This is a genomic window from Cellulophaga baltica 18 (genome assembly GCF_000468615.2).
Lineage (GTDB): Bacteria > Bacteroidota > Bacteroidia > Flavobacteriales > Flavobacteriaceae > Cellulophaga > Cellulophaga baltica.
The window spans coordinates 1611337-1633401 of record NZ_CP009976.1 but is presented as its reverse complement, the minus strand read 5'-3'; the positions used below and the strand labels follow the sequence as shown (position 1 = coordinate 1633401).

Annotated in this window: 17 protein-coding genes and 1 tRNA gene; 14 read left to right on the top strand and 4 right to left on the bottom strand. The window is 34.6% G+C overall.

Going from position 1 to position 22065, the window contains the following annotated elements:
- The first annotated feature begins 245 nt into the window (after positions 1–245).
- On the top strand, positions 246–1154 hold the full coding sequence (locus M666_RS06935; protein ID WP_082007891.1) for a sensor histidine kinase: 909 nt from the start codon (positions 246–248) through the stop codon (positions 1152–1154).
- Between the two features lie 394 nt (positions 1155–1548).
- The gene (locus M666_RS06930; RefSeq protein WP_029447232.1) at positions 1549–2457 is read left to right on the top strand and encodes a sensor histidine kinase; all 909 of its coding nucleotides are present in this window, start codon (positions 1549–1551) and stop codon (positions 2455–2457) included.
- 225 nt (positions 2458–2682) lie between these two features.
- Here M666_RS06930 and M666_RS06925 read toward each other — a convergent pair whose 3' ends face one another.
- Positions 2683–3669: a helix-turn-helix domain-containing protein gene (locus M666_RS06925; protein WP_029447233.1), complete on the bottom strand. Its 987-nt coding sequence runs from the start codon at positions 3667–3669 to the stop codon at positions 2683–2685.
- Between the two features lie 119 nt (positions 3670–3788).
- Between M666_RS06925 and M666_RS06920 the strand changes: the two genes are divergently transcribed.
- From M666_RS06920 to M666_RS06905, 4 genes are all read left to right on the top strand, one after another.
- Complete coding sequence (locus M666_RS06920) at positions 3789–6155, top strand: TonB-dependent receptor (RefSeq protein WP_029447234.1); 2367 nt, start codon at positions 3789–3791, stop codon at positions 6153–6155.
- A 67-nt stretch (positions 6156–6222) separates the two neighbouring features.
- Positions 6223–7269, top strand: a complete 1047-nt coding sequence (locus M666_RS06915; protein ID WP_029447235.1) for an alpha/beta hydrolase — start codon at positions 6223–6225, stop codon at positions 7267–7269.
- A 1-nt stretch (position 7270) separates the two neighbouring features.
- Positions 7271–8428 (top strand): PepSY-associated TM helix domain-containing protein, encoded by a 1158-nt coding sequence (locus M666_RS06910; RefSeq protein ID WP_052206646.1) that lies wholly within the window; start codon positions 7271–7273, stop codon positions 8426–8428.
- A 488-nt stretch (positions 8429–8916) separates the two neighbouring features.
- A complete protein-coding gene (locus M666_RS06905; protein WP_029447237.1) occupies positions 8917–9642 on the top strand; it encodes a phosphatase PAP2 family protein in 726 nt (241 codons plus the stop codon).
- Between the two features lie 313 nt (positions 9643–9955).
- Here the strand turns inward: M666_RS06905 and M666_RS06900 are convergent.
- Positions 9956–10036: transfer RNA gene (locus M666_RS06900), tRNA-Leu, on the bottom strand.
- 144 nt (positions 10037–10180) lie between these two features.
- On the opposite strand from M666_RS06900, the gene M666_RS06895 reads away from it, so the two are divergent.
- From M666_RS06895 to pth, 3 genes are all read left to right on the top strand, one after another.
- A complete protein-coding gene (locus M666_RS06895; protein ID WP_029447238.1) occupies positions 10181–11122 on the top strand; it encodes a ribose-phosphate pyrophosphokinase in 942 nt (313 codons plus the stop codon).
- Between the two features lie 78 nt (positions 11123–11200).
- Complete coding sequence (locus M666_RS06890) at positions 11201–11821, top strand: 50S ribosomal protein L25/general stress protein Ctc (RefSeq protein WP_029447239.1); 621 nt, start codon at positions 11201–11203, stop codon at positions 11819–11821.
- Between the two features lie 90 nt (positions 11822–11911).
- Positions 11912–12541, top strand: coding sequence for an aminoacyl-tRNA hydrolase (pth, locus tag M666_RS06885; protein WP_024482004.1), 630 nt, complete (start codon positions 11912–11914; stop codon positions 12539–12541).
- A gap of 1 nt (position 12542) precedes the next feature.
- Here the strand turns inward: pth and M666_RS06880 are convergent, their stop codons facing one another.
- Both M666_RS06880 and M666_RS06875 read right to left on the bottom strand, forming a co-directional pair.
- A complete protein-coding gene (locus tag M666_RS06880; protein ID WP_029447240.1) occupies positions 12543–13220 on the bottom strand; it encodes a fibronectin type III domain-containing protein in 678 nt (225 codons plus the stop codon).
- Positions 13217–16984, bottom strand: a complete 3768-nt coding sequence (locus M666_RS06875; RefSeq protein WP_029447241.1) for a zinc-dependent metalloprotease — start codon at positions 16982–16984, stop codon at positions 13217–13219. Before M666_RS06875 ends, M666_RS06880 begins: the two co-directional genes overlap by 4 nt.
- A 51-nt stretch (positions 16985–17035) precedes the next feature.
- Between M666_RS06875 and M666_RS06870 the strand changes: the two genes are divergently transcribed.
- The 5 genes from M666_RS06870 (at position 17036) to M666_RS06850 (ending at position 22058) form a co-directional block, all read left to right on the top strand.
- Entirely contained in the window at positions 17036–17962 is a 927-nt protein-coding gene (locus M666_RS06870) for a bifunctional riboflavin kinase/FAD synthetase (protein ID WP_029447242.1), read from the top strand.
- A 130-nt stretch (positions 17963–18092) separates the two neighbouring features.
- Entirely contained in the window at positions 18093–19364 is a 1272-nt protein-coding gene (serS, locus tag M666_RS06865; RefSeq protein WP_029447243.1) for a serine--tRNA ligase, read from the top strand.
- Positions 19365–19476: 112 nt separating this feature from the next.
- Entirely contained in the window at positions 19477–21264 is a 1788-nt protein-coding gene (locus tag M666_RS06860; protein WP_029447244.1) for a tetratricopeptide repeat protein, read from the top strand.
- A 178-nt stretch (positions 21265–21442) separates the two neighbouring features.
- On the top strand, positions 21443–21754 hold the full coding sequence (locus tag M666_RS06855; protein ID WP_029447245.1) for a DUF4286 family protein: 312 nt from the start codon (positions 21443–21445) through the stop codon (positions 21752–21754).
- Positions 21744–22058 (top strand): gamma-glutamylcyclotransferase family protein, encoded by a 315-nt coding sequence (locus tag M666_RS06850; protein ID WP_029447246.1) that lies wholly within the window; start codon positions 21744–21746, stop codon positions 22056–22058. The genes M666_RS06855 and M666_RS06850 overlap by 11 nt, the downstream gene beginning before the upstream one ends.
- Positions 22059–22065 lie beyond the last annotated feature (7 nt).

Below are 22065 nucleotides of genomic sequence, written 5' to 3'. Positions count from 1 at the left end.
ATTTAATAATAATTTTTCATTTTCATATAGTGTTCTCGTAAAAGAGCCCAATCTTTATAGATTTGGGCTCTTTTCTATTTAGCATCATCTAGACTATTTATTACTAACTCTTTAACTTGTAAAAAATAAACTACAGTTGTCTTTCGTACACCCAATAATACCGTTATTTTTACCGTTATTATTTTATTTTACTGATGTAAACAATTATCGATTTAATTAATGTTAATCGCAATTACAAACATATCATGCTCCCGCTAAAGAATAGAATACACCATCCAATATTTGTGGTCCCATTGTCGCTTTTTTTATCGGTGTCTGGATATGTAATCAGTGATTTCTTTGCCCACTGGCAAAAATTCTGGCTCGGCATGTACTTAGCGGTACTCCTGCCTATCATTATATCTTTACCTCTCGCTTTAATCATGGACCGCTATTTCAAAAAATTTCAGTCTCAAAAAAAAGAATTAGAGCATTTAGATACGATCAATAAAAAGCTATTCCTATTAATTTCACATGATGTACGATCTCCGCTGGCAAGTTTAATTGGTACCATTGATTTAGTAACCGATAATGATTTAGATCCGCAAGAGGCTAAACTCTATTTTTCTGAACTCTCCCGTAAAATTAAAAATGTAAATTCCTTTTTAGACGGTTTGCTTAATTGGGCAAGGAGACAAACGCAAAACAAACCTTTAGAATTTTCATTATATGATAGTAGTGATATCATAAAGCTTACTCATGATTTATTGGAGCCTGCTGCCAAGCTAAAAAAAATTAGAATTGCCATGAACATTGGTACGCACAAAATATATTCGGACAAAGAGAGCTATTCTTTTGTACTAAGAAATGTTTTACACAACGCCATCAAATTCACTCCAATTGATGGAGAAATTACCATTGAAACTTTTGTGAAAAATAAACAGATCTTTACCACCATACAAGATTCTGGAATTGGCATCACAAAAAATGAAATCAAAAAAATTCTAGATGGTGAAAATTGGCACACCACCAAAGGCACCTCAAATGAAAATGGATCTGGCTTTGGTTTAAGAACCTGTCTATATTATTTAAAGCAAAACAACGGCGTATTATTAATTGATAGCGAAATAAATACCGGAACAAAAATAACTATTGTACTACCCGCTGAAAAATGAGTTTTTTAAAACATATTTAGGTTTCACCACAAGTTTTGATAGTTACACATCAATTGTTTTAAAAAAGAATATAACGGTTATACATTTGAAATGTGTTAGTTATTTATTGAGTAATAATAAAATTTTTCATTTTCATATAGTGTTCTCGTAAAAGAGCCCAATCTTAATTGATTTGGGCTCTTTTTTATGGTATCAAATTTAATTGAAGTCTTTACTCTCATTGAAGTAACAGCAAAATTGCTTATATTTAAACTACACTATCGTGACATTCACCGACCCAAAACTACAAGCTAACTAACTTGTAAGTTTTTTCTTTCAGTTTGATTCTATTTTTGTACTTATAAAGGGCTAGCGTTTTATTTAAGATGGCTATACTTTTCTTAAAACCCAAATTATGTACTTTTTAAAAAATAAATTACATCATCCTTTCATAGTAGTATTGTTGTGCGTTATTTTATCTGTTTCCGCATTTCTGATAACCGACTATATTGTGGCATGGGAAAAATTTTGGAAAGGACTTTACTTAAGTATTTTTCTACCCATATTCATATCTACACCTATAGCATTAGTTCTTGATCACAACTTCAAGAAGATTACAGCGCAAAATATTGAATTAGAACATCTAGATACGATTAATAAGAAGCTATTTTTATTAATATCTCATGATGTACGATCTCCTTTGGCAAGTTTAAAAGGATTGATAGATATGATTGCTAACAATGAGTTAGATGCAGAAGAAAGCAAAAAATACCTTAATCAACTTTCTACCAAATTAGACCATCTCAATGATTTTTTAAACGGACTCTTTGAATGGTCACAAAAGCAAACACAAAACAAACCTTTAGACTTTACCAACTTTGATCCTTTTGAGGTAATTAACCCAACTATTAACCTGCTAGAACATGCCATTGAAAAGAAGGACATTATCACAACCGTAAAAAGTACTAAAACCTATCTCTACGCTGATAAAGAAAGTTTCTCATTCATTTTTAGAAACATTCTACACAATGCTATAAAGTTTACCGATAAAGAAGGTGAAATTCACGTAGAAACAAAAGCTCACAATGGAGAAATACACATTACTATAAAAGACAATGGTGTTGGGATCACGGAAAAAGAAATTGATAAAATTTTAAATGGAAGTAATTGGTACACCACTAAAGGAACTTCCCAAGAGAATGGTTCTGGTTTTGGTTTACGCACCTGTTTTTACTACTTGGAAAAAAACAATGGGCGTTTAAAAATTGAAAGTGAAATTGGGAACGGTAGTACATTTACTATTGTGCTACCAGAAGCTTCATAATACTTAAATAATATAAAGAACAGCAATAAATAAGCCTTAACAACAAAATGTAACAGATAAACCACATGTTTTGCTACTTACACATCAATAGTTTTACAAAAGTGAGTAATCATACTATATTTGACATGAGTTAGTTAGTTAAATAGTAAATTTTCATTTTCATATAGTGTTCTCGTAAAAGAGCTCGGTCTTGATTGACTCTGGGCTCTTTTTTTTGCCCTAGAATCAGTCTTTTTTTAGACTACTAGGTAAAAAATTATAGACTTTTTTAAAAGCTACCGTAAAGTGTTGCGGGTTTTTATATCCTATTTCATAAGCTGCTTCGGCTATAGTAAAGCCCTCATCTACAATTAAACTCTTGGCTTTTTCCATGCGTAAATTTGTCACGTACGAAAAAATTGGTTTTCCAAAGATTATTTTAAAATGCTTCTTTAATTTAAATTGATTGACGCCTGACACCATAGCTAGTTGAGCAATAGTGAACGGGTTTTTAATATGATCTCTTAAGATGGTTTCCGCATGTATGATTTTTAGATAATCCTCTTTACATATACCCTCTGGACACTTATTTTCTTTATTTTTTAAACGATTAAAAAAAATAGCGAGAATCTCTGTAATTTTAGATTCTAAATAAGCTTTTTTTAAACCTCCTTCAAAATCACACGTCATAATTTCATTAATTATATTATGAAGTTGCGGTGTAATAGGCTTACTATTTTCCCACATCAAGAAGGGATGATTCTGTTCTAGGGCTATACCAAACTCAGAACATTCTTTCTTAAACGAAGTACCAAATACGCGCTTCAAATATTCTTTTGTAAATAAAATTTCTAAAGTTTCTCTTTGGGGTTTATCATAACGCAAAGTTCCATTTACTTCTGGTAAGAAAAAAAAATTATAATGCCCTCCTGGAATTGCGACCACAACACTTTTATCATTGTTGGGAGTATAAATACTGCTGCCTTCAATTTCAAAATGAATTTTTAAAAAAGGAAAATCATGAACTACATCAATACTAAGAGGCGGATTTATTTTCCCACTACGCATATTAACTTTAATCCCATCAAGTAGTATTTCTCGCGTTTTACCTACTATAAAAGGATTTTCTGAAACTAGCGTATGATCCTCAATCGCCTTCTTTTTAAAACCTTCTGTAAAAACCTTGGTGGTCACTTTATGAGGGTAAACGTGATTCCGATATACTGATTTCATAAAATACTTTTTACGGCTTTAATAATACTTTTCGCGTTACCCTAGTCGTGAAGCATTAGAATACTTTTGCAGCTATTATTATTTAAACTAAATATAAATAACGAAAATACTAGAATATTATGAAAATATCAAAACTATTAGGAGCAATCCTCCTATTGTTTTTTGCAGCTACATTAAATGCCCAGAACCAGACCGCCACTATATCAGGAAAAATTATTACATCAGACGGTGCTCCTGCCCCATTTATCAATGTCATCATAAAGGAGCTTAACGCAGGATCAATAACTAACGCATTAGGAACGTACGAACTACAAAATGTAGCCTATGGTTCTTACACCATTGAATATTCGCTTATCGGAATGGAAAAAAAGGCAATGACAATTCATGTAAATACCCCAAATATTACGGTACAAGATGTACTACTAAATGAAAGTAGTGAAAAGCTCAGTGAGGTGGTTGTAAGTGCCCAAAGACTGAATCAGTTTGCACATAAGGAATCTGAATATGTAGCCCGTGTACCCTTAAAAAACATCAATAACCCACAATCCTATTCTGTGGTAACCAATGCCCTTTTAAAAGAGCAAATTACAACTGATCTACCTTCCGCCTTTAAGAGTATCACAGGAGGAGGTTACGTGGAATCAAATGACGGAAATGTAAGCGTTTATTTAAGAGGATTTAGGTCTGATGTTCATTTGAGAAATGGAGGAATTGCATGGATAAAAGCCCCTTTAGATCCGCAAAACATAGAACGTTTGGAAATTGTAAAAGGACCAGGATCCTTATTACACGGTACAAATGTAAATAACATCGCAAACTTTGGTGGCGTTGTAAATAAAGTTACTAAACAAGCCTACGATGGTAAAAAGCTAGATCTTGGATTTGTTACTGGCCGTTGGGAACAAGAACGAGCAACAGTTGATTATAATACTGTTTTAAGTAAAGAAGATAGAGTGTATTTTAGATTAAATGCTGCTTATAATTCTGAAAATAGTTTTCAAGACCAAGGTATTATTAGAGAGTTTATGGTAGCACCATCTATAACAGTTGATGTATCTGATAAATTAAGTGTAAAAGCCAATTTGGAATACAACAAGAGTAAACGTAACTTAAACTTTGCTAGAGGCCTCGCAGGAAGTCTTATTTCAGATGACGTTAATTCTTGGGACGATTTAGGCTGGGACTACCACACCAACTATGGCACTAATGAAATGGCTGGTTACTTTTCTACTTTAGCTTCTCAAATAGCCATTGACTATACATTATCCGATACTTGGTCCTCAAAAACAAAATTTACGAAAGCCACCACCTTCACTGATGCCAATTACCTCAGAGTTGTTATGTTAGATGAAACATCAGTTGGCAGATATTACCTTCAACTAGATCCAAGAGAAACGGGAAATACTCACGTACAACAAGATTTTTTAAACATATTTGAAGGTGATAAAATTGAGAATAAATTTATTGCAGGACTAAGCTACTTACATAATTTTGACGATACACAACGTACAGGTGTTTGGAATACTATAGATGCTGTTGATACTACTAATCCAATAATTACAGGGCTAACAAATGAGCAATTTGAAGCTAATTTAGCTGATGAAACTAAAAATAAAACTATTACAAAGTTTCAAACCTTAGGTTTTTACGCTTTTGATGCCATCACGGTAAACAAGCAATTAACCCTTACGGGAGGTTTGCGCTTTGATCGTTTTATGGCAGATAATACTATCGCAAATGGTCTTGAAGGAACTAATGGGTGTAATCAAAATAGCTTGAGTACCAAACTAGGCTTAGCCTATAACCCTTTTGACGATAAAGCATCTGTATTTGTAAATTATATGGATGGATTGAGTAATAACGCTCCTTCTGACAATGGTAATGGGGAAATCATTACTTGGGATGCTGAAAGAGCTAAGCAATTTGAAGCAGGGACTAAACTCAACTTTTTTGATGGTAAATTAGTAAGTACTATTAGTTACTATAACATTAATATTGATAACGATATTATTGTAGATGAAAACGGAATAAGTTCGCAAACAGGGGAAACCTTAAGCAAAGGCTTTGAAATAGACTTAATTGCAAATCCCGCTCCTGGCCTAAATATTGTCGCTGGATATACTAAGAACAATGCTACTTTTGAAAAAGTTGATTTTGGGAATGAAGCTATTTTAGGGAACAGTTTAACATACACTCCCGAAACGGTATGGAATTTCTGGATGAGCTACCAAGCTTTAAAAGGTAATGCTAAAGGCTTAGGTTTTGGTTTTGGAGCCAATCATATGAGTGAAATATACAATAGCACCCTAAATAATTTTGGTTCAGAAGCATATACTACTGTTGATGCCACTGTTTTTTACAAAAAAAACAACTATAAAATTAGCCTAAAAGCTGATAATGTTTTTGACCAAGAATATTACAACGGTTACGGAATACCACAAAAACCTTTTAATTTTAGAATAGGCATATTTTATAGTGTATTCTAAACACATCATATCAAGAAAGAGGATACCAACCAGTATCCTCTTTTCTATTTCCTAAAAAAACAAAGCAATGAAACTATTATTTTACATCCTTTGTCTCTTTACTGTTTTTTCAAATGCTCAAAAAATAGAAATCGGAGACGTAAAAAAGATCCAGTCTACCATTTTAAATGAAGAGAGAACATATTGGGTATCCTTACCCGAAAACTATACAAATGAAAAATTTGAAACCCAAAACTACCCGGTAATTTATTTATTAGACGGAGAAAAATATTTTCATACGGTAACAGGCATGGTTAAAAATTTAGCTAATGGGTACTATCCTCAAATTCCAGAATGTATTGTTATTGCTATTAAAAACACCAATAGATCTAGAGATTTAACCCCAACAACCGTTACAGATCTATCTTATGAATCTGGTGGTGCAGATAAATTTGAAACTTTTATTACTGATGAGTTAATTCCTGAAGTAAATAAAAATTACAACACTTTAGATTATAAGATTTTAATAGGTCATTCTTTTGGAGGACTTTTTGCTTTTAACCTGGCACTAAAAACACCATCTCCCTTCAACGCTTATATCGTGATAGACCCCAGCTTATGGTGGGACAATAATACCACCGTACAAAAATTAGAGCGTACTTTAAAAACCAAGGATTTTAAAGGAACCACATTATTCTTTGCCAATGCTAATTCTATAGGAAACCAAAAAGAGCCTAGTACGCAACATTATGCCCATTTTGAAGCTAAAAAAATTAGCCTCAAATTAGTAGAAGAAAATCTTCCTAAAAAATTAAATTTTCACAGTAAATACTACAAAGAAGAAGACCATGGTAGTGTTGTACTACCTTCTTTAATTGATGGGCTTAGAACCGTCTTTGAAGGATTTAGACTTAATGTAAAGGAGCTGATTAAAAACCCATCTTTATTAGAACATAATTATCAATTATTATCAGATAAGATAGGGTTTGATTTTAAACCCCAAAGTTCTTACTTAGATAGGGTGGTTGATTTAGCCTTAAAACAAGGTGAAAAGGAAAACGCTGAAATTCTACATAATTTAAACAAAAAATTACATCCTCAGAACACGTATTTAGAACACAAATTTGATTTTTAAAATGAGAAGATACACTTTTAGAAAAATAATAAACGACATACACCTATGGCTAGGAATCATCAGTGGTATTGTCTTATTTATAGTTTGTCTAACAGGAACTATTCTAGCCTTTGAAGCCGAGCTAATTTTACTTTTTGATAAGCAAGATTATTATTCTGAAAAAACAGGAGAACCACTTTCGTTTGAAGAAATCATAACAGCTATTGAGAAAGAAAATCATGTAGTGAAAGATTTCATTTACTTAAAAGATGAAAATCAGAACTTACAATTTACTTTACTCACTAAAGATGAGGCACACTCTGGTAAACCAGCGAGAGGTAGATCTGTTCAAATCAATCCATTCACCGGAGCGGAAGTTAAAACAACAGGGAAAACAAAAGCTTTTATTCATTCCGTTGAAGAGTTACACCGTGTATTACTTCTTGATCAAAAAATAGGGAGGCCAATTGTTGGTATTTGTACTATTATTTTTATAGTGTTATGCATCTCTGGATTAATACTTTGGATGCCAAAAAAAATAAAACAATTCAAAAAACGGAAGTTTTGGAAACAGGGTTTTACTTTGAAAACAAAAGCTAATTGGAAACGCGTAAATTATGACATTCATAATACTTTTGGATTTTACGCACTTGCTCCTATGTTATTAATGGGGCTAACAGGTTTGCTATGGTCTTTTCAGTGGTATTATGACGGGCTAGAAAATGTACTGGGAGACAAATTGGGTAAATCAAGGTTTGATAAGACCCTACCCTTAAAAACAGCTTATGATCAAATTCCAACGATAGATTACGCAGCGCTACTAAACAAAACAGATAGCATCTTACCTCATAAAAATGCAGCTACCAGAATTACACTACCCTTAAAACCAAATGAAAGTGTCATGATCAGAAAAAAAAGTGATGGCTTTTTTGCTTATGACGCTGCAGATAAACTACAATTTAACCCATATACAAATACACTCATTTCAAAATCGCTTTTTAAAGATGAAAAGCTTGGCGGAAAAATAGCTAGTCTTATCAGAGGTATTCATGTAGGTTCTTTTGCAGGTACATTCACTAAAATTATTTACTTCTTAAGTTGCCTAATAGCAACTTCGCTACCCATAACAGGCATCTTAATATGGATTAATAAGATGAAAAAAAATAAGCCCTCGAAGTAACCTTATATCATTAATTTATATGGCATATATACCTGAAGTGTACACTTAATTTAGGTTTTCAGAGAGGCACTATCGCCCAAATGTGTTTATTCTAAACAGGATTGACTTAAACGAAGGAAGCTTTCTTCTTTCATTTAATAATCATCATACTTTACCCTTTCAATTTTTACTTCAATTAATACTTAAAAAGTAGCCTTATTTAAAAGCTACAATGCCTTTATATTCTCAATAGAATTACAAGGTACCTTTGAAAATCAATCTATTAAAAAACACTCAATTACGATAGCTTAATTCTGCCTTAAGTCTTTATTTACAAAACATTAATTCGTATGAAACTCCTTTAACTGGTATTTTCTTTTTATTTTGGAAGCTAGACAGACTAAGCAGGACTACTAAAAACAGTCTTGACTATTATGAATTCCGTAGTTGGTGCTAAAAAGACCGCAATTGAAATGCAATAGCGATTAAATAATACAACCCCATTTTTTATGAAAAGAAAAATACTTACCGTTCTTGTTATTTTTATATTGGGAAAAGCGGTTGCACAAGTAGACAGCACTAGCGTGAAACCAAAGACGAATCTGTTAAAGAAAAGTTTGGTACCCCTATCACTTATCGGTGCAGGGATCTTGTTATCTGATAGCGGCTTTGAGAAATCATTTAACACAAGCTCTAGAAATTGGATAGGAAACGATTTTGAAACAAACTTAGATGACTATACAAGATATGCACCCGTGGCCACCATATTTATGGCAGACGTTGCAGGAGTTCAAGCAAAAAACCATTGGTTTGATCAGACAAAAAATCTTACTATATCCATGATTCTGACAGATGTATTTACAAGGGCACTAAAAAAAAATATTTACAAACTTAGACCCGATGGCTCTAATGAAAATGCTTTCCCCTCTGGGCATACTTCCATCACCTTTGCCTCTGGTGCTGTCGTTTATGAAGAATATAAAGACACTAGTCCACTCTTAGCGTATTCTGGATACGGTTTTGCAACCCTTACTGGTGGTTTACGATTGGCAAATAACAAACATTGGATTTCTGATGTCTTAGCTGGTGCTGGCCTGGGTATTCTTGTCACCAAGTTAGTCTATCATTTTGACTACTTATTCAAATGGAATCCATTTATCTACTCAAAAGACATGTCTCTTATTCCAAGATATTCTGAAGGAAAAGTCGGAGTCTATTTTTCAAAAAGGTTTTAAGGTCGTTCCGTTCTTTGTTTGGTAGGATAAAAGAAGGTCAATAGTGGGCATATTTACCAAGATGATATACTTTTTAAGCCGTCTTATTGCCATTGCATTACCGATAATGGGTAGAAAAATGCAGGTTAACAAGATGAAAAAGAATAAGGTTCTCCAATTATTCGATCAGTTCATTGAGACTTACACCCTTAAAAAATAATATAAATCGACTAAAAAACTTAATATAAAGATCTGGAAATTCGTGAAATCAAAGTGTTCAAAAAAGATTATAAACACAAAAAACCCCTGTAAATACAGGGGTTTTTTACTTTCGTACTCGAGGTGGGAATCGAACCCACACTCCAGAGGAACTGGATTTTGAATCCAGCGCGTCTACCAATTCCGCCACTCGAGCTGTTAAGGAGTGCAAAACTATAAAATATATTTCTGTTTTTGACAAAAAATTTAAGAATAATCCTTTATCACGCCAAATAAATATCTAAATTTGCACTCCTTAAAGAAATTGAAGTCCAATAAACTAAAAAACAAGAGATTAACAATGTCTTATCAAGTTCCAGAACCTAAAATTTTTGGCTGCACTCAAAGTACAGCTTTAGCAGAACGAATTGCAAAGTCTTACGGTACGGAGCTAGGTAAAGTTATTTTCTCTAGATATAGTGACGGAGAATTTCAACCTTCTTTTGAGGAATCTGTAAGAGGGACACGAGTTTTTATTATCGGGTCTACGAATCCTAGTTCGGAAAATTTGATGGAAATGTTATTAATGCTTGATGCTGCAAAACGCGCATCTGCTAGACACATTACCGCAGTTATGCCTTATTTTGGTTGGGCTAGACAAGATAGAAAAGACAAACCTAGAGTTCCAATTGCTGCAAAGTTAGTAGCAAAAATGCTTGAAGCTGCTGGAGCAACACGTATTATCACCATGGATTTACATGCAGATCAAATACAAGGTTTCTTTGAAAAACCAGTAGATCATCTTTTTGCCTCTACGTTGTTTCTACCTTACTTAAAAAATTTAAAATTAGATAATCTAACCATTGCGTCACCAGATATGGGAGGTTCTAAAAGAGCTTATGCCTATTCTAAAGCACTAGAATGTGATGTAGTAATTTGCTACAAGCAACGTGAAAAAGCGAACATAATTTCGCACATGGAGCTAATTGGTGATGTAAAAGGTAAGAATGTTGTCTTGGTAGATGATATGGTAGATACTGCGGGTACATTAACCAAAGCTGCCGATTTAATGATAGAACGTGGCGCACTTAGTGTTCGTGCTATTACTACTCATGGTCTTTTATCTGGTGATGCTTATGAGAAAATAGAAAATTCTCAATTATCAGAACTAATTATAACAGATTCTATTCCTTCAAGAAAGGATAGTAAAAAAGTACGCGTGTTGAGTTGTGCAGATTTATTTGCTGATGTTATGGAAAGAGTACATAGCAACACCTCAATTAGTTCAAAATTTTTAATGTAGGTAAAACTACCAATTAAGTGCCCTTTATTTTAATGGCAGTTAACATAAAATAGAATAATTAATAGTTAAATATATATAATGAAGTCAATTACAATCTCAGGATCTAAAAGAGAAAGCGTAGGCAAGAAAGCAACAAAAGCCTTACGTAATGCTGGAAAGGTTCCTTGCGTACTGTACGGAGGGGAAACACCATTACACTTTTCAGCGGATGAACCAGCATTCAAAAACTTAGTGTACACCCCAAACGCTCACACTGCAGTGATTGAAATTGAAGGTGGAAATAAATTTGATGCTGTTTTACAAGATATTCAATTTCACCCAGTTACAGATGCTATCTTACACATAGATTTCTACCAGTTATTTGCTGATAAAGAAGTTACTATGGATATTCCTGTACGTTTGGTAGGTAACTCTCCAGGGGTAAGAAATGGTGGTCGTTTATTATTTAGAAAACGTAAATTAACAATCAAAGCTTTACCTGCTAAATTACCAGATTTCTTTGATATTGATATTTCTAAGTTAAAAATTGGAGCAAACATTGCTGTTGCGACTTTATTAAATGACGAATTTTCAATCTTACACCCGGAAAACACGGTTGTTGTTCAAGTTAAATCTGCACGTAATGCAGTTGTTCTTGACGAAGAAGAAGAAGAAGGTGCTGAAGGTGCTGAAGGAGCAACAGAAGCTGCTGCTGAATAAACTTTCAACAAAGAATCTTAAGAAGCATCTCAGCATATTTGTTGAGATGCTTTTGTATTTTTAGCCATTAATAAGCTAAAACCACATTGGATGTTTAAGTTATTAAAGTTCTTTTTTAAAAAACCTAAAAGCTATCTAGAAGAGCAGAATACTATGAAAAAATATTTAATCATTGGCTTAGGAAACATAGGTCCAGAATATGCCCAAACAAGGCATAATATCGGTTTTAAAGTCCTAGACAAATTTGCCCAACAAGAAGACTTAAGTTTTGAAACCGCCAAACTAGGAGATGTTACTACCTTCAAAATAAAAGGAAGAAGTGTTTTACTCTTAAAACCATCTACCTATATGAATTTGAGCGGTAAGGCATTACACTATTGGATGGAAAAAGAAAATATACCTTTAGAAAATGTACTTGTTATAACCGATGATATCAATTTAGACTTTGGCGTAATCAGAGTAAAAACTAAAGGAAGTAATGGCGGACATAATGGCTTAAAGGACATTCAAAACACCTTAAATTCCTCCAATTACAACCGGTTTAGATTTGGAGTTGGCGCTGATTTCGGAAAAGGTAGGCAGGTAGATTATGTTCTTGGAAAATGGAATGACGATGAAAGAGCCGCAATGCCAGAGCGTTTAGAGCGCTCAGCAGAAGTTATAAAGTCTTTTGTACTCGCGGGTATTACCATCACCATGAACCAATACAACAACACCTAAATTACTCTAAAACTTTAAAACTATACACGCCTGAGCTAGAAGAGTTCCCGGCAGCATCTATTGTCTTGATACGCCAGTAATACACTGTATTCTCGACTACAGAAACGTTTAACTCGCTTGTATTTTCAGGTAGCGTAGCCATAAGCGTTGGTGTACTATTCAATGAAAAATACACTTCATAACTCACAATGTCTGAATCTAAATCAGCTCCAGACCATGTTAATTTCACCTCATTATTTGTGTCTCTTATTACCGTTTCTCCGGAAATAGGCGACGTAATTGTTGCTGGAAAAGGAATATAGGAACGTACGGTTCCTGCATTATAAAAATTCCATGTCTCACTTTTAGCTGTAGCACTAGATTTAGCATTTTCAGAAACAACACTCCAAGAGTAAGGTGTACCCTTTGCCACTTGCACTTGCGCAGATGTCTGGTTTGTACTTACAATTTGCGGGGTACTCGTCAATAAATTCTCTACGGTTAACTTGTAACTCTGGGTATTATCTGAAGCCTCCCATTGAAAAGTAATTAATCTTGTGGTCTCATTAATATCTGCTCCTGTAGTGCACTCAGAATCTTGAAGTGGAAAAACAAGCAAAGCACTTGAAGGCGATTTTACTTCGTCTTTTGAACAACCAAACACTAATAGGAAAAAACCAAATGCAATTATTTTTCTCATTGTTTAATTAATTTAAAAGTCTCTGTTAAATGATCGCTTTGTAACTTTAAAAGATAGACTCCCGACGGTAAATCGTTCACCGAAATAGTCAATTCCGTAGTTCCCTCGGGAATGGTACTAGTTTTTACTAACCTTCCATTTAGAGCAAAGATATTTACCACATTATTTGTAGTGACGATTCCCGTAAATATTTGCACCTTATCACTTGCCGGGTTTGGATAGACAAATGGTTTATCAAGAACAATATATTCCATTTCAAAAGAGCCTTGACACGGAAGATTGGTCTCTACCTTTAAAGTATTAACACCATTGGCCAATGCCACTTTATAAGAAGGACTTATAACCGTCTGCGCTACGCCATTAAGACGAACTATATACTCCTCTGCTCCTAGTAAGTTTAAATCAACATTTTTTCCATCATCAGAAAGCACAGCAAAAACTTCCAAGTTATCTGGTTGCGTTACCACAGCATCAAAACAATATTCCTCGTACGTAACTACACCGTCTGTTCCTGTAATGCAAACTTCGTAAGCACCAGAAGCCAAATCTCCAAGAGTATAGGTTGTGGTAAAATTACTTGTTTCATCAACTCCATTTCCCGTAACCGCAATTGTATAGGCTAATGATGTATTTGCCGTGATCGCAATGGCACCATCGTCATTAGTTCTACAAGACTCACTATTTAAAGCAACCTCAAAATTAGAAGGTTCAAAGTAGTAAAGCGGACATCCTTGCGTATCTACCTCTAAGCCCTCTGGTGTTCCTAAGCACATATCATCTCCATCATCAAAAACACCATCATTATCTGCATCTGGCCTAAATAAACCCTCTACACATAATTCTAAAGAGAAACCATTTAAAGAGCCACCATCGCCTCCCGCACCGTCACTTATCGTCAAAACCCAATCTCCTTTAGAAGATTCTCCATTAAATGCATTTAAAGAACCTAAGGGCTTTACTAGTCCGCTTATCGCAGGGTTTGTTCCACAAACAAAACTGCTAGCACTTTGATCAAAGGTGGCATTAACATTCCTATTTTCTCCGCAAGAATTCGCCATTAAAACTACAGTCGTCCCTTCTGGAGAAGTCAATGTAACCGTAAGATCTGCCAAATAAGAGTGCGTAAGATCTAGCATTACATTCACATCTGAAAGTGGCAAATCTTCAATAAAAGAAATCGTTGAGGAAATGGTAGGAGAACCCGATGACGATATCGTAATCGGTAAACTTTTTGCCGAAACTATTTTACAATCAATATTAGTAGTCGTAAAACTAAATGCGTTTCCAAAAACTCCTTCACCACAATTATTCTTGGGCTTTACACGCCAATAATATGTAGTATTAGGTATGAACCCTAAGGAAGTATATGTTGTTACTAATACATTCGCAGATTCTACCACATTGGTAAATGCTGCATCTGTAGCAATTTCAATATCATAAGTGGTACCCGAAGGTTCTTCTTGCCATTCAAATACTTGATTAATACCAGCGTCTACCGCTGCATCGGTTGGTGCAATTAATAACACAGGAGTAAAACTTGTATTTTCAACAGAGACCGTTAAACTAACTTGCTTTGTAATACTAGCACTAGTCGCCACAACACCTAACTGATACACTCCAACTGCTGCCGCTCCACTATTACTAAAAGTAAGGTCTACTAGCGTGCCATTTGCTGTTGCCGTAGCAGGAGAAAAACTTGCTGTTAACCCTGTTGGCAATCCAGATACACTAAAAGTTGCTTCCTCGGAAAAACCTCCATTAGTTTCATAAGTAAATGGAATAATTAGGTCTGAAGGCTGACAAATAAAATATTCTAATTCTGAAAAGTTTAAAACGATAGCACTACTTGTAATCGAAAAATTAGCCTCATTTACCGCAAAGAATACATTGGAACTAGCTTTAACCATAATTCTAGCCTGAGTAGTAACCACATTAGGTAACAGTACAGTATGAGCACCATCATTAGCTACATCTTGCGCCAGAGTAGTCGTAAAAGTAAGTCCACCATCTGTAGATAATAAAATATCTACTAACTGAGCGTTAATGGTAGAGTTTGTAGTATTAGCTACATCCCATAAAATTTCTTGAGAGCTTCCCGCCTCAAAACTTGCTGTGGTATTTTGAGAAAGCACCAGAAAAGGTCCTGCCGTCTCTACGACACTAATTTTCATAAGGTCTGAAACAACTTGCCCTCCGCCAACACCGTTATCACGAACGGTAAGCGCAAAGTTCAAATCTCTTTCTACGGTAGACAAGGTTTCCCAAGCAGAATTTACAACAGGATTAGACTGTGTTAGGTTTCCACTAATTACACTTGATAACTTAGGAAAATAACGACTGGGCGACACACTAGGTTTTTGCGATCTAAATGTAGCTCCAGATGGATTTGTAGGCCCAAAAGTTGTATTCGTTACTACACCATCATCTACTTGCTCCCAGGTATAAGTTAAAATATCGGAGACATCCGTATCCGAAGCATTCCCTTCAAGCACAAATGGTGTTCCCATAGGAATGGTATAATCCGGAAGCCCTATTATAGAAGGCGGTGTATTTACAATTGGAATTTCTGTAGCACAACTGGTCGTAGCCAAATATTCAGAAATTTGTTTGATACTATAATAATGAAAATAATCTTGCCCGTTAGATGCTACATTATTCACTCCAGAAATACCTGCATACCCCATAATGGTAGTTCCACTTCCTGGTTCTGCTTGCACCTGTGTTCCTTCAGATTCAAAAGACCAGGTATGATTTGCCCCTAGTTGGTGCCCCATTTCATGGGCTACAAAATCTAAATCGAACAAATCTCCTTCGGGAGTTGTTCCCGAGGAATAAGCACTTCCTTTTTGAGCATCTTTACAAACAGACCCTATAAAGCCAGCATCTCCGCCATTTGTATCTTCATTTAGCAAATGTCCAATATCATAATTAGCAGCTCCAATAACACTCGTTAGAGTACTTTGCACTTGTGTGTTTAAGTTTCCTGTATAAGGATCAGTGGTTGCCGAAGTATAAATCACAGCATCTGTATTTGCTACTAGTTCAAGAGTGACTCCTAAATCTGTTTCAAAAACCATATTGATCCTAGTCAACGTTGCATTAATAGCCGCTAAAGCATCTGCTTTTGTTCCTCCATGGTATGCCGTGTATTCTCCAGTCGCAGAAATAGCCACCCTATATTTTCGCAATACCTGATCATCTACCAAACGAGCTGTAGACGCATTTTTACTACTTAAACTCAGTTCTTTGGTGTCGCAAATAAAATCAGCATCAACAACATCTGTAGTTTTTCTCGTATACAAGATATACTCCTCTCCGTCTGATTTCTGCATGAATGTAGCTTCAGAAGATTTGGCATCTACCATCATACTTTGTACACCTTTAGAAGACACACTAAACCGAATACTTTTAGAACGATCAGCAGCCCCTACACCTTTGTATGATTTTATATTTGGATATCTCTTAGCTAATTCTGGTGCCATTACAGAAGACTCCTGAACATTAAAAGGCATTAAGTTCCCATCTTCATCAGGAAAATAGAGCACTTGAGATTGTTTTGAGCTCGATTTATTTTCTAACCGCGCTAAAAAATCTTTATCGTTTAAGGTGTAAGTTTTAGCATCGAGCACAGATAGTTTCTGTAATTTACCAGAAACCTTTGAGGTAGTAGAAGTTGTTTGTTGCCAAAAAACATCTTGACCAAACCCAGAAAACGAGAGAAAAAATATGGGAATTGCAAAAAGTAGACGTAAGTTTGCTTTCATTAAAACGAATTAACAGATTATAAAAGTAAGGCTTTTTATTATTTAATTTTTGTGATAACGATTCAAAACATAAGTAAATTCGATGACCAACAACCTACAGCGGTTACTATTGGCACATTTGATGGTGTGCATATAGGTCACAGAAAACTATTAGATAGACTCATAAATGATGCCAAACTTTTAAATTTAAAAGCCACTGTACTTACCTTTTTCCCCCATCCTAGGATGGTCTTACAGCAAGATGCCAATATTAAGCTTTTAAATACTATTGACGAGAAAATAAAAATTTTAGAGCATATTGGACTAGACTATTTAATGATCTATCCGTTCTCAAAAGAATTTTCTAGACTATCCGCTACAGATTTCGTAGAATCAATTTTAGTAAAAGGCTTAAACAGTAAAAAGATTATTATTGGTTACGATCACCGATTTGGCAGAAATAGAAATGCAGATATTAAAGATTTAATATCGTTTGGCAAAACCTACAATTTTGAAGTAGAAGAAATACCTGCTCAAGAAATAGATGAAGTTTCCGTAAGCTCTACCAAAATTAGAAAAGCACTAGAGGAGGGTGATATTGCCACTGCTAATGCATATCTAGGGTATAATTACATGTTAACCGGTACTGTAATTCACGGAAAAGGTTTAGGCAAGCAATTAAGTTTCCCTACCGCAAACATTCTTATTGAAGAATCCTATAAATTAATTCCGTTAAACGGAGTGTATGTTGTTAAAAGTGAAATTAACAATCGTACGGTTTATGGAATGATGAACATTGGTTTTAACCCAACTGTCTCTGGCAAAGAAAAAAGCATCGAGGTTCATTTCTTTGATTTTGACCAAGACTTATACGGCAAGAAAATTCAAGTTGATATTCTAGAACGTCTTCGGGATGAACATAAATTTAGTTCTGTAGAAGAATTAAAGAAGCAATTAGATAAAGATAAAAAAACCTCTTTATCCCTTCTTTCTAAATAAGCGTTTCTTCTTTTAAAATATCCCAAAAAATAGAAATTGCAGGCATAACCAAAAGCTTCACAATAAATAGCCTCTACATCTTATCTATACTGAAAAAAACCATTAAATTTGTGCTCTTAAAATAGAAATCATGTTACAGCTAAATGTTATTAGAGAAAATAAGGATGCCATTATCGAAGCTTTAAAAAAGCGAAATTCTGATGCCGCTTCCCTTATTGATTCTGTACTAGTTCTTGATGAAAATAGAAGAGCTACACAAACTCAATTAGACAAAACTTTAGCAGATTCTAACAAGCTTTCTAAAGAAATTGGGATTCTATATAAAAGTGGTAAAGCTCAAGAAGCAAACGCGCTAAAAGAAGAGACTGCCAATTTAAAAGAAAGCTCAAAAGATTTAACAGAAGAATTAAATACTATTGCCACTGAACTTCAGCAGGCATTATACCTAATTCCTAACGTTCCTCACGACTCTGTTCCTACAGGCAAGTCTGAAGAAGATAATGAAGAAATATTTAAAGAAGGTGATATTCCTGTTTTGGCAGATGGTGCTTTACCACATTGGGAGTTAGCCAAAAAATACGATATCATCGATTTTGAATTGGGTGTTAAAATTGCTGGAGCAGGTTTTCCTGTTTACAAAGGTAAAGGTGCACGTTTGCAACGCGCCCTTATTAATTATTTCTTAGACAAAAACACAGCAGCCGGATACAATGAAATTCAAGTACCTCATGTAGTCAATGAGGCATCTGGTTACGGAACAGGGCAATTGCCAGACAAAGAAGGGCAAATGTATTATATGCCTGCAGATGATTTATACCTAATTCCTACTGCAGAAATCCCTGTTACGAATGTGTTCCGAGATGTAATTCTTAATGAGAAAGATTTTCCAATTACACATACCGCTTACACCCCTTGTTTTAGAAGAGAAGCAGGTAGTTACGGCGCTCACGTTCGTGGCTTAAATAGATTGCATCAGTTTGATAAAGTAGAGATTGTTAGGGTAGAACACCCAAGTAAATCATACGAGGCATTAGACGGCATGGTTGAGCATGTAAAAGGTATTTTACGCGAGTTAAAATTACCTTACCGAATATTACGCCTTTGCGCTGGAGATTTAGGCTTTACTTCTGCTCTGACCTTTGATTTTGAAGTATTCTCTACCGCGCAGGACCGTTGGTTAGAAATTAGTTCTGTTTCTAATTTTGAGACCTTTCAAGCAAATAGATTAAAACTTCGGTACAAAGATGAAGACGGTAAAAGCCAATTAGCACATACCTTGAACGGAAGTGCTTTAGCCTTGCCACGTGTATTGGCAGGGATATTAGAAAACTACCAAACACCAGACGGAATTATAATTCCAGAGGTACTAGTCCCTTATTGTGGATTTGATAAAATCGATTAAAAAAATTACAAGCGCTATAGGAAACTATAGCGCTTTTTTTATACCATCACTCTAAAAATTACTTCACTTAAAAATAAATAAGTTTCTGCGTATCTTTGAGTAAAAAGCGCCCTTGAAACTTTTCCTATCCTTATTTATTTTTCTATGCGTACAATGGTCGTCCGCACAAGAAAACTATGTTTTAGCCAAACAGTATTTAATTGATGGAGATTTTGATAAAGCAGTAGTATATTTTGAAAAGCTTGTCAAACAAAACCCCTACAGAAGCGATTATTCCGAAGATCTAATTACGTGTTATCAGCAATTAGAGCAATATGCCGATGCAGAAAGAATTCTTATCAGCAGATTAGAAAGCAAAAAATCACACCCAGTTTTAATTGTAGATCTAGGTTACAATTACACCTTACAAAAGGAAGACAGTAAAGCTACAGAAATGTATGAACAAGCATTAGCAGTGATTCCTAAAAACCCCAATTTCGCCTATAGTATTGGTTCAAGGTTCCAAAAATATACGTTATTAGACTATTCCGAGAAAGCTTTTTTAAGCGGAATGGAAGCGAGTCCGGAGTTAGATTTCAATTTCCCATTGGCTAAAATTTACGGAGAACAAGGGAAAATTGAAGAGATGTATTTGGCCTTTATCAACCTTCTAAAAAACGGCAGCACTTCTATGTCTAGCGTTTTAAGAAATATAGACGACTTTGTTACAGAAGACTCGCAAGCCGAAAACAATATCCTTTTTAAAAAATTACTTTTAAAAAATGCACAAAGAGACCCCGATATACTTTGGAATCAATTATTAAGTTGGCTATTTGTTCGCCAACTACAATACAGAAGTGCTTTCACCCAAGAAAAGGCTATCTACAAAAGGTCTGAAGACAGTTCTTTGTCAAGGATTCAAGATTTAGGGAAACTTGCTTTAACACATAAAGATTATGAAACTGCAGATGCCATTTTTGACTTTATCATATCCAATACCAGCAATAGTGAGTACAAATTAGATGCCCAATTAAATAGAATAGCTATTCAACTCTTAGAAACCGATGATAAAAAATTAGATGAACTAGAAGCATTATTTGAAAAAATGATAGCAGAATATGGATTTAAAAGCAATACACTACAATTACAAATTGCATATGCTAATTTTCTAATCTTCCAAAAAAACAATCCTGAAAAAGCCATAAGTATTCTAAAGGAAAGTTTAGAGCTTCCTTTAAATACATACGGTAAAGCGTATTTGAAAATGGCCTTAGGAGATATTTTAGTGTATGATCAAAAATTTAACCAAGCATTGATCTATTTTTCTCAGATACAGCAAGATTTAAAAAATGATGTCTTAGCACAGAACGCCCGTTTTAAAGTGGCACAAACAAGTTTTTACAAAGGAGATTTTGAATGGGCTTTAACACAGTTAAAAGTACTACGCAGTTCTACCTCACAACTTATTGCTAATGATGCCATGCAACTTAGCTTATTAATATCAGACAACTCCTTAGAAGATTCTACGCAAACGGCCTTAAAAATTTATGCAAAAGCAGATTTATTAGCCTATCAGAAAAAAAATAAAGAGGCCATTGCTACGCTAGATCTTATACTTAAAGATCATAAAGGAGAAAAAATTGAAGATGAAGCATTATTAAAACAAGGACAACTTCTAGAACAAATGAACGATTTTGATACTGCAAAATTCAACTATCAAAAAATCATTGAATTTTATGGTACAGATATTTTAGCTGACGACGCTTATTTTGCTATCGCACAATTGTATGAAAATAATTTTAATGATATGGAGAAGGCCAAAGAAAGCTACGAAAAAATCATATACAACTATCAGGACAGCTATTATTTCCCACAAGCTAGAAAAAACTACAGGCGTTTACGTGGTGATGCCATGGAGTGAGGTTTGTACATTAGTTCAAGACCGTCAAAATCACCAGATAATCCGCTGAAATACGAAAGCTTTTCTTAACTCATTTAAAAATAGGTTTAAAATAAGCATCGCGTATACTTGCGTTTGTTCGTGTACTTTTTAACTTCTACCTTTGCCATCAATACTTTACCTTAATACAGAAATCTCAATGTACATATACAACGTTACTTCAAACATAGATGAATCCATCCACGATCAGTGGTTAGGATGGATGAAAGAAACACATATTCCGGACATGCTTGCTACAGGAAAATTTAGTGCTGCCAAATTATGTCGTGTTTTAATCGAAGAAGAAATGGGAGGCGTTACCTACTCTGTTCAATATACCACAACGTCAAAAGATGAACTTGAAAAATATTACAAAGAAGATGCACCGAGATTAAGGCAAGAAGCGATGAAACTTTTTGCTGATAAAATACTAGCCTTCAGAACAGAATTAGAAATTATTAGTGAGCATTAACACCTATTTATTCTCCTACGGAAGTCTTCAAGAAATTGAAGTTCAACTTAAATTATACGGGAGAAAACTAATAGGAGTCAAAGATAGCTTGCAAGGATATCAGATTTCTGATGAAAAAGTTGCTGCTTTATATCCTATACTTATAAAAGCAACCGAAAAAAACAGTTCAGTGAATGGGCTTGTTTTTCAAATCAGCGCTAAAGAATTAGTAGTATCAGATGATTATGAAGGTCATGAGTACCACAGAATAGCGATAACACTTACATCGGGCAAAAAAGCTTGGTGCTATGTAAAGCCCCAATAAAAGTCTA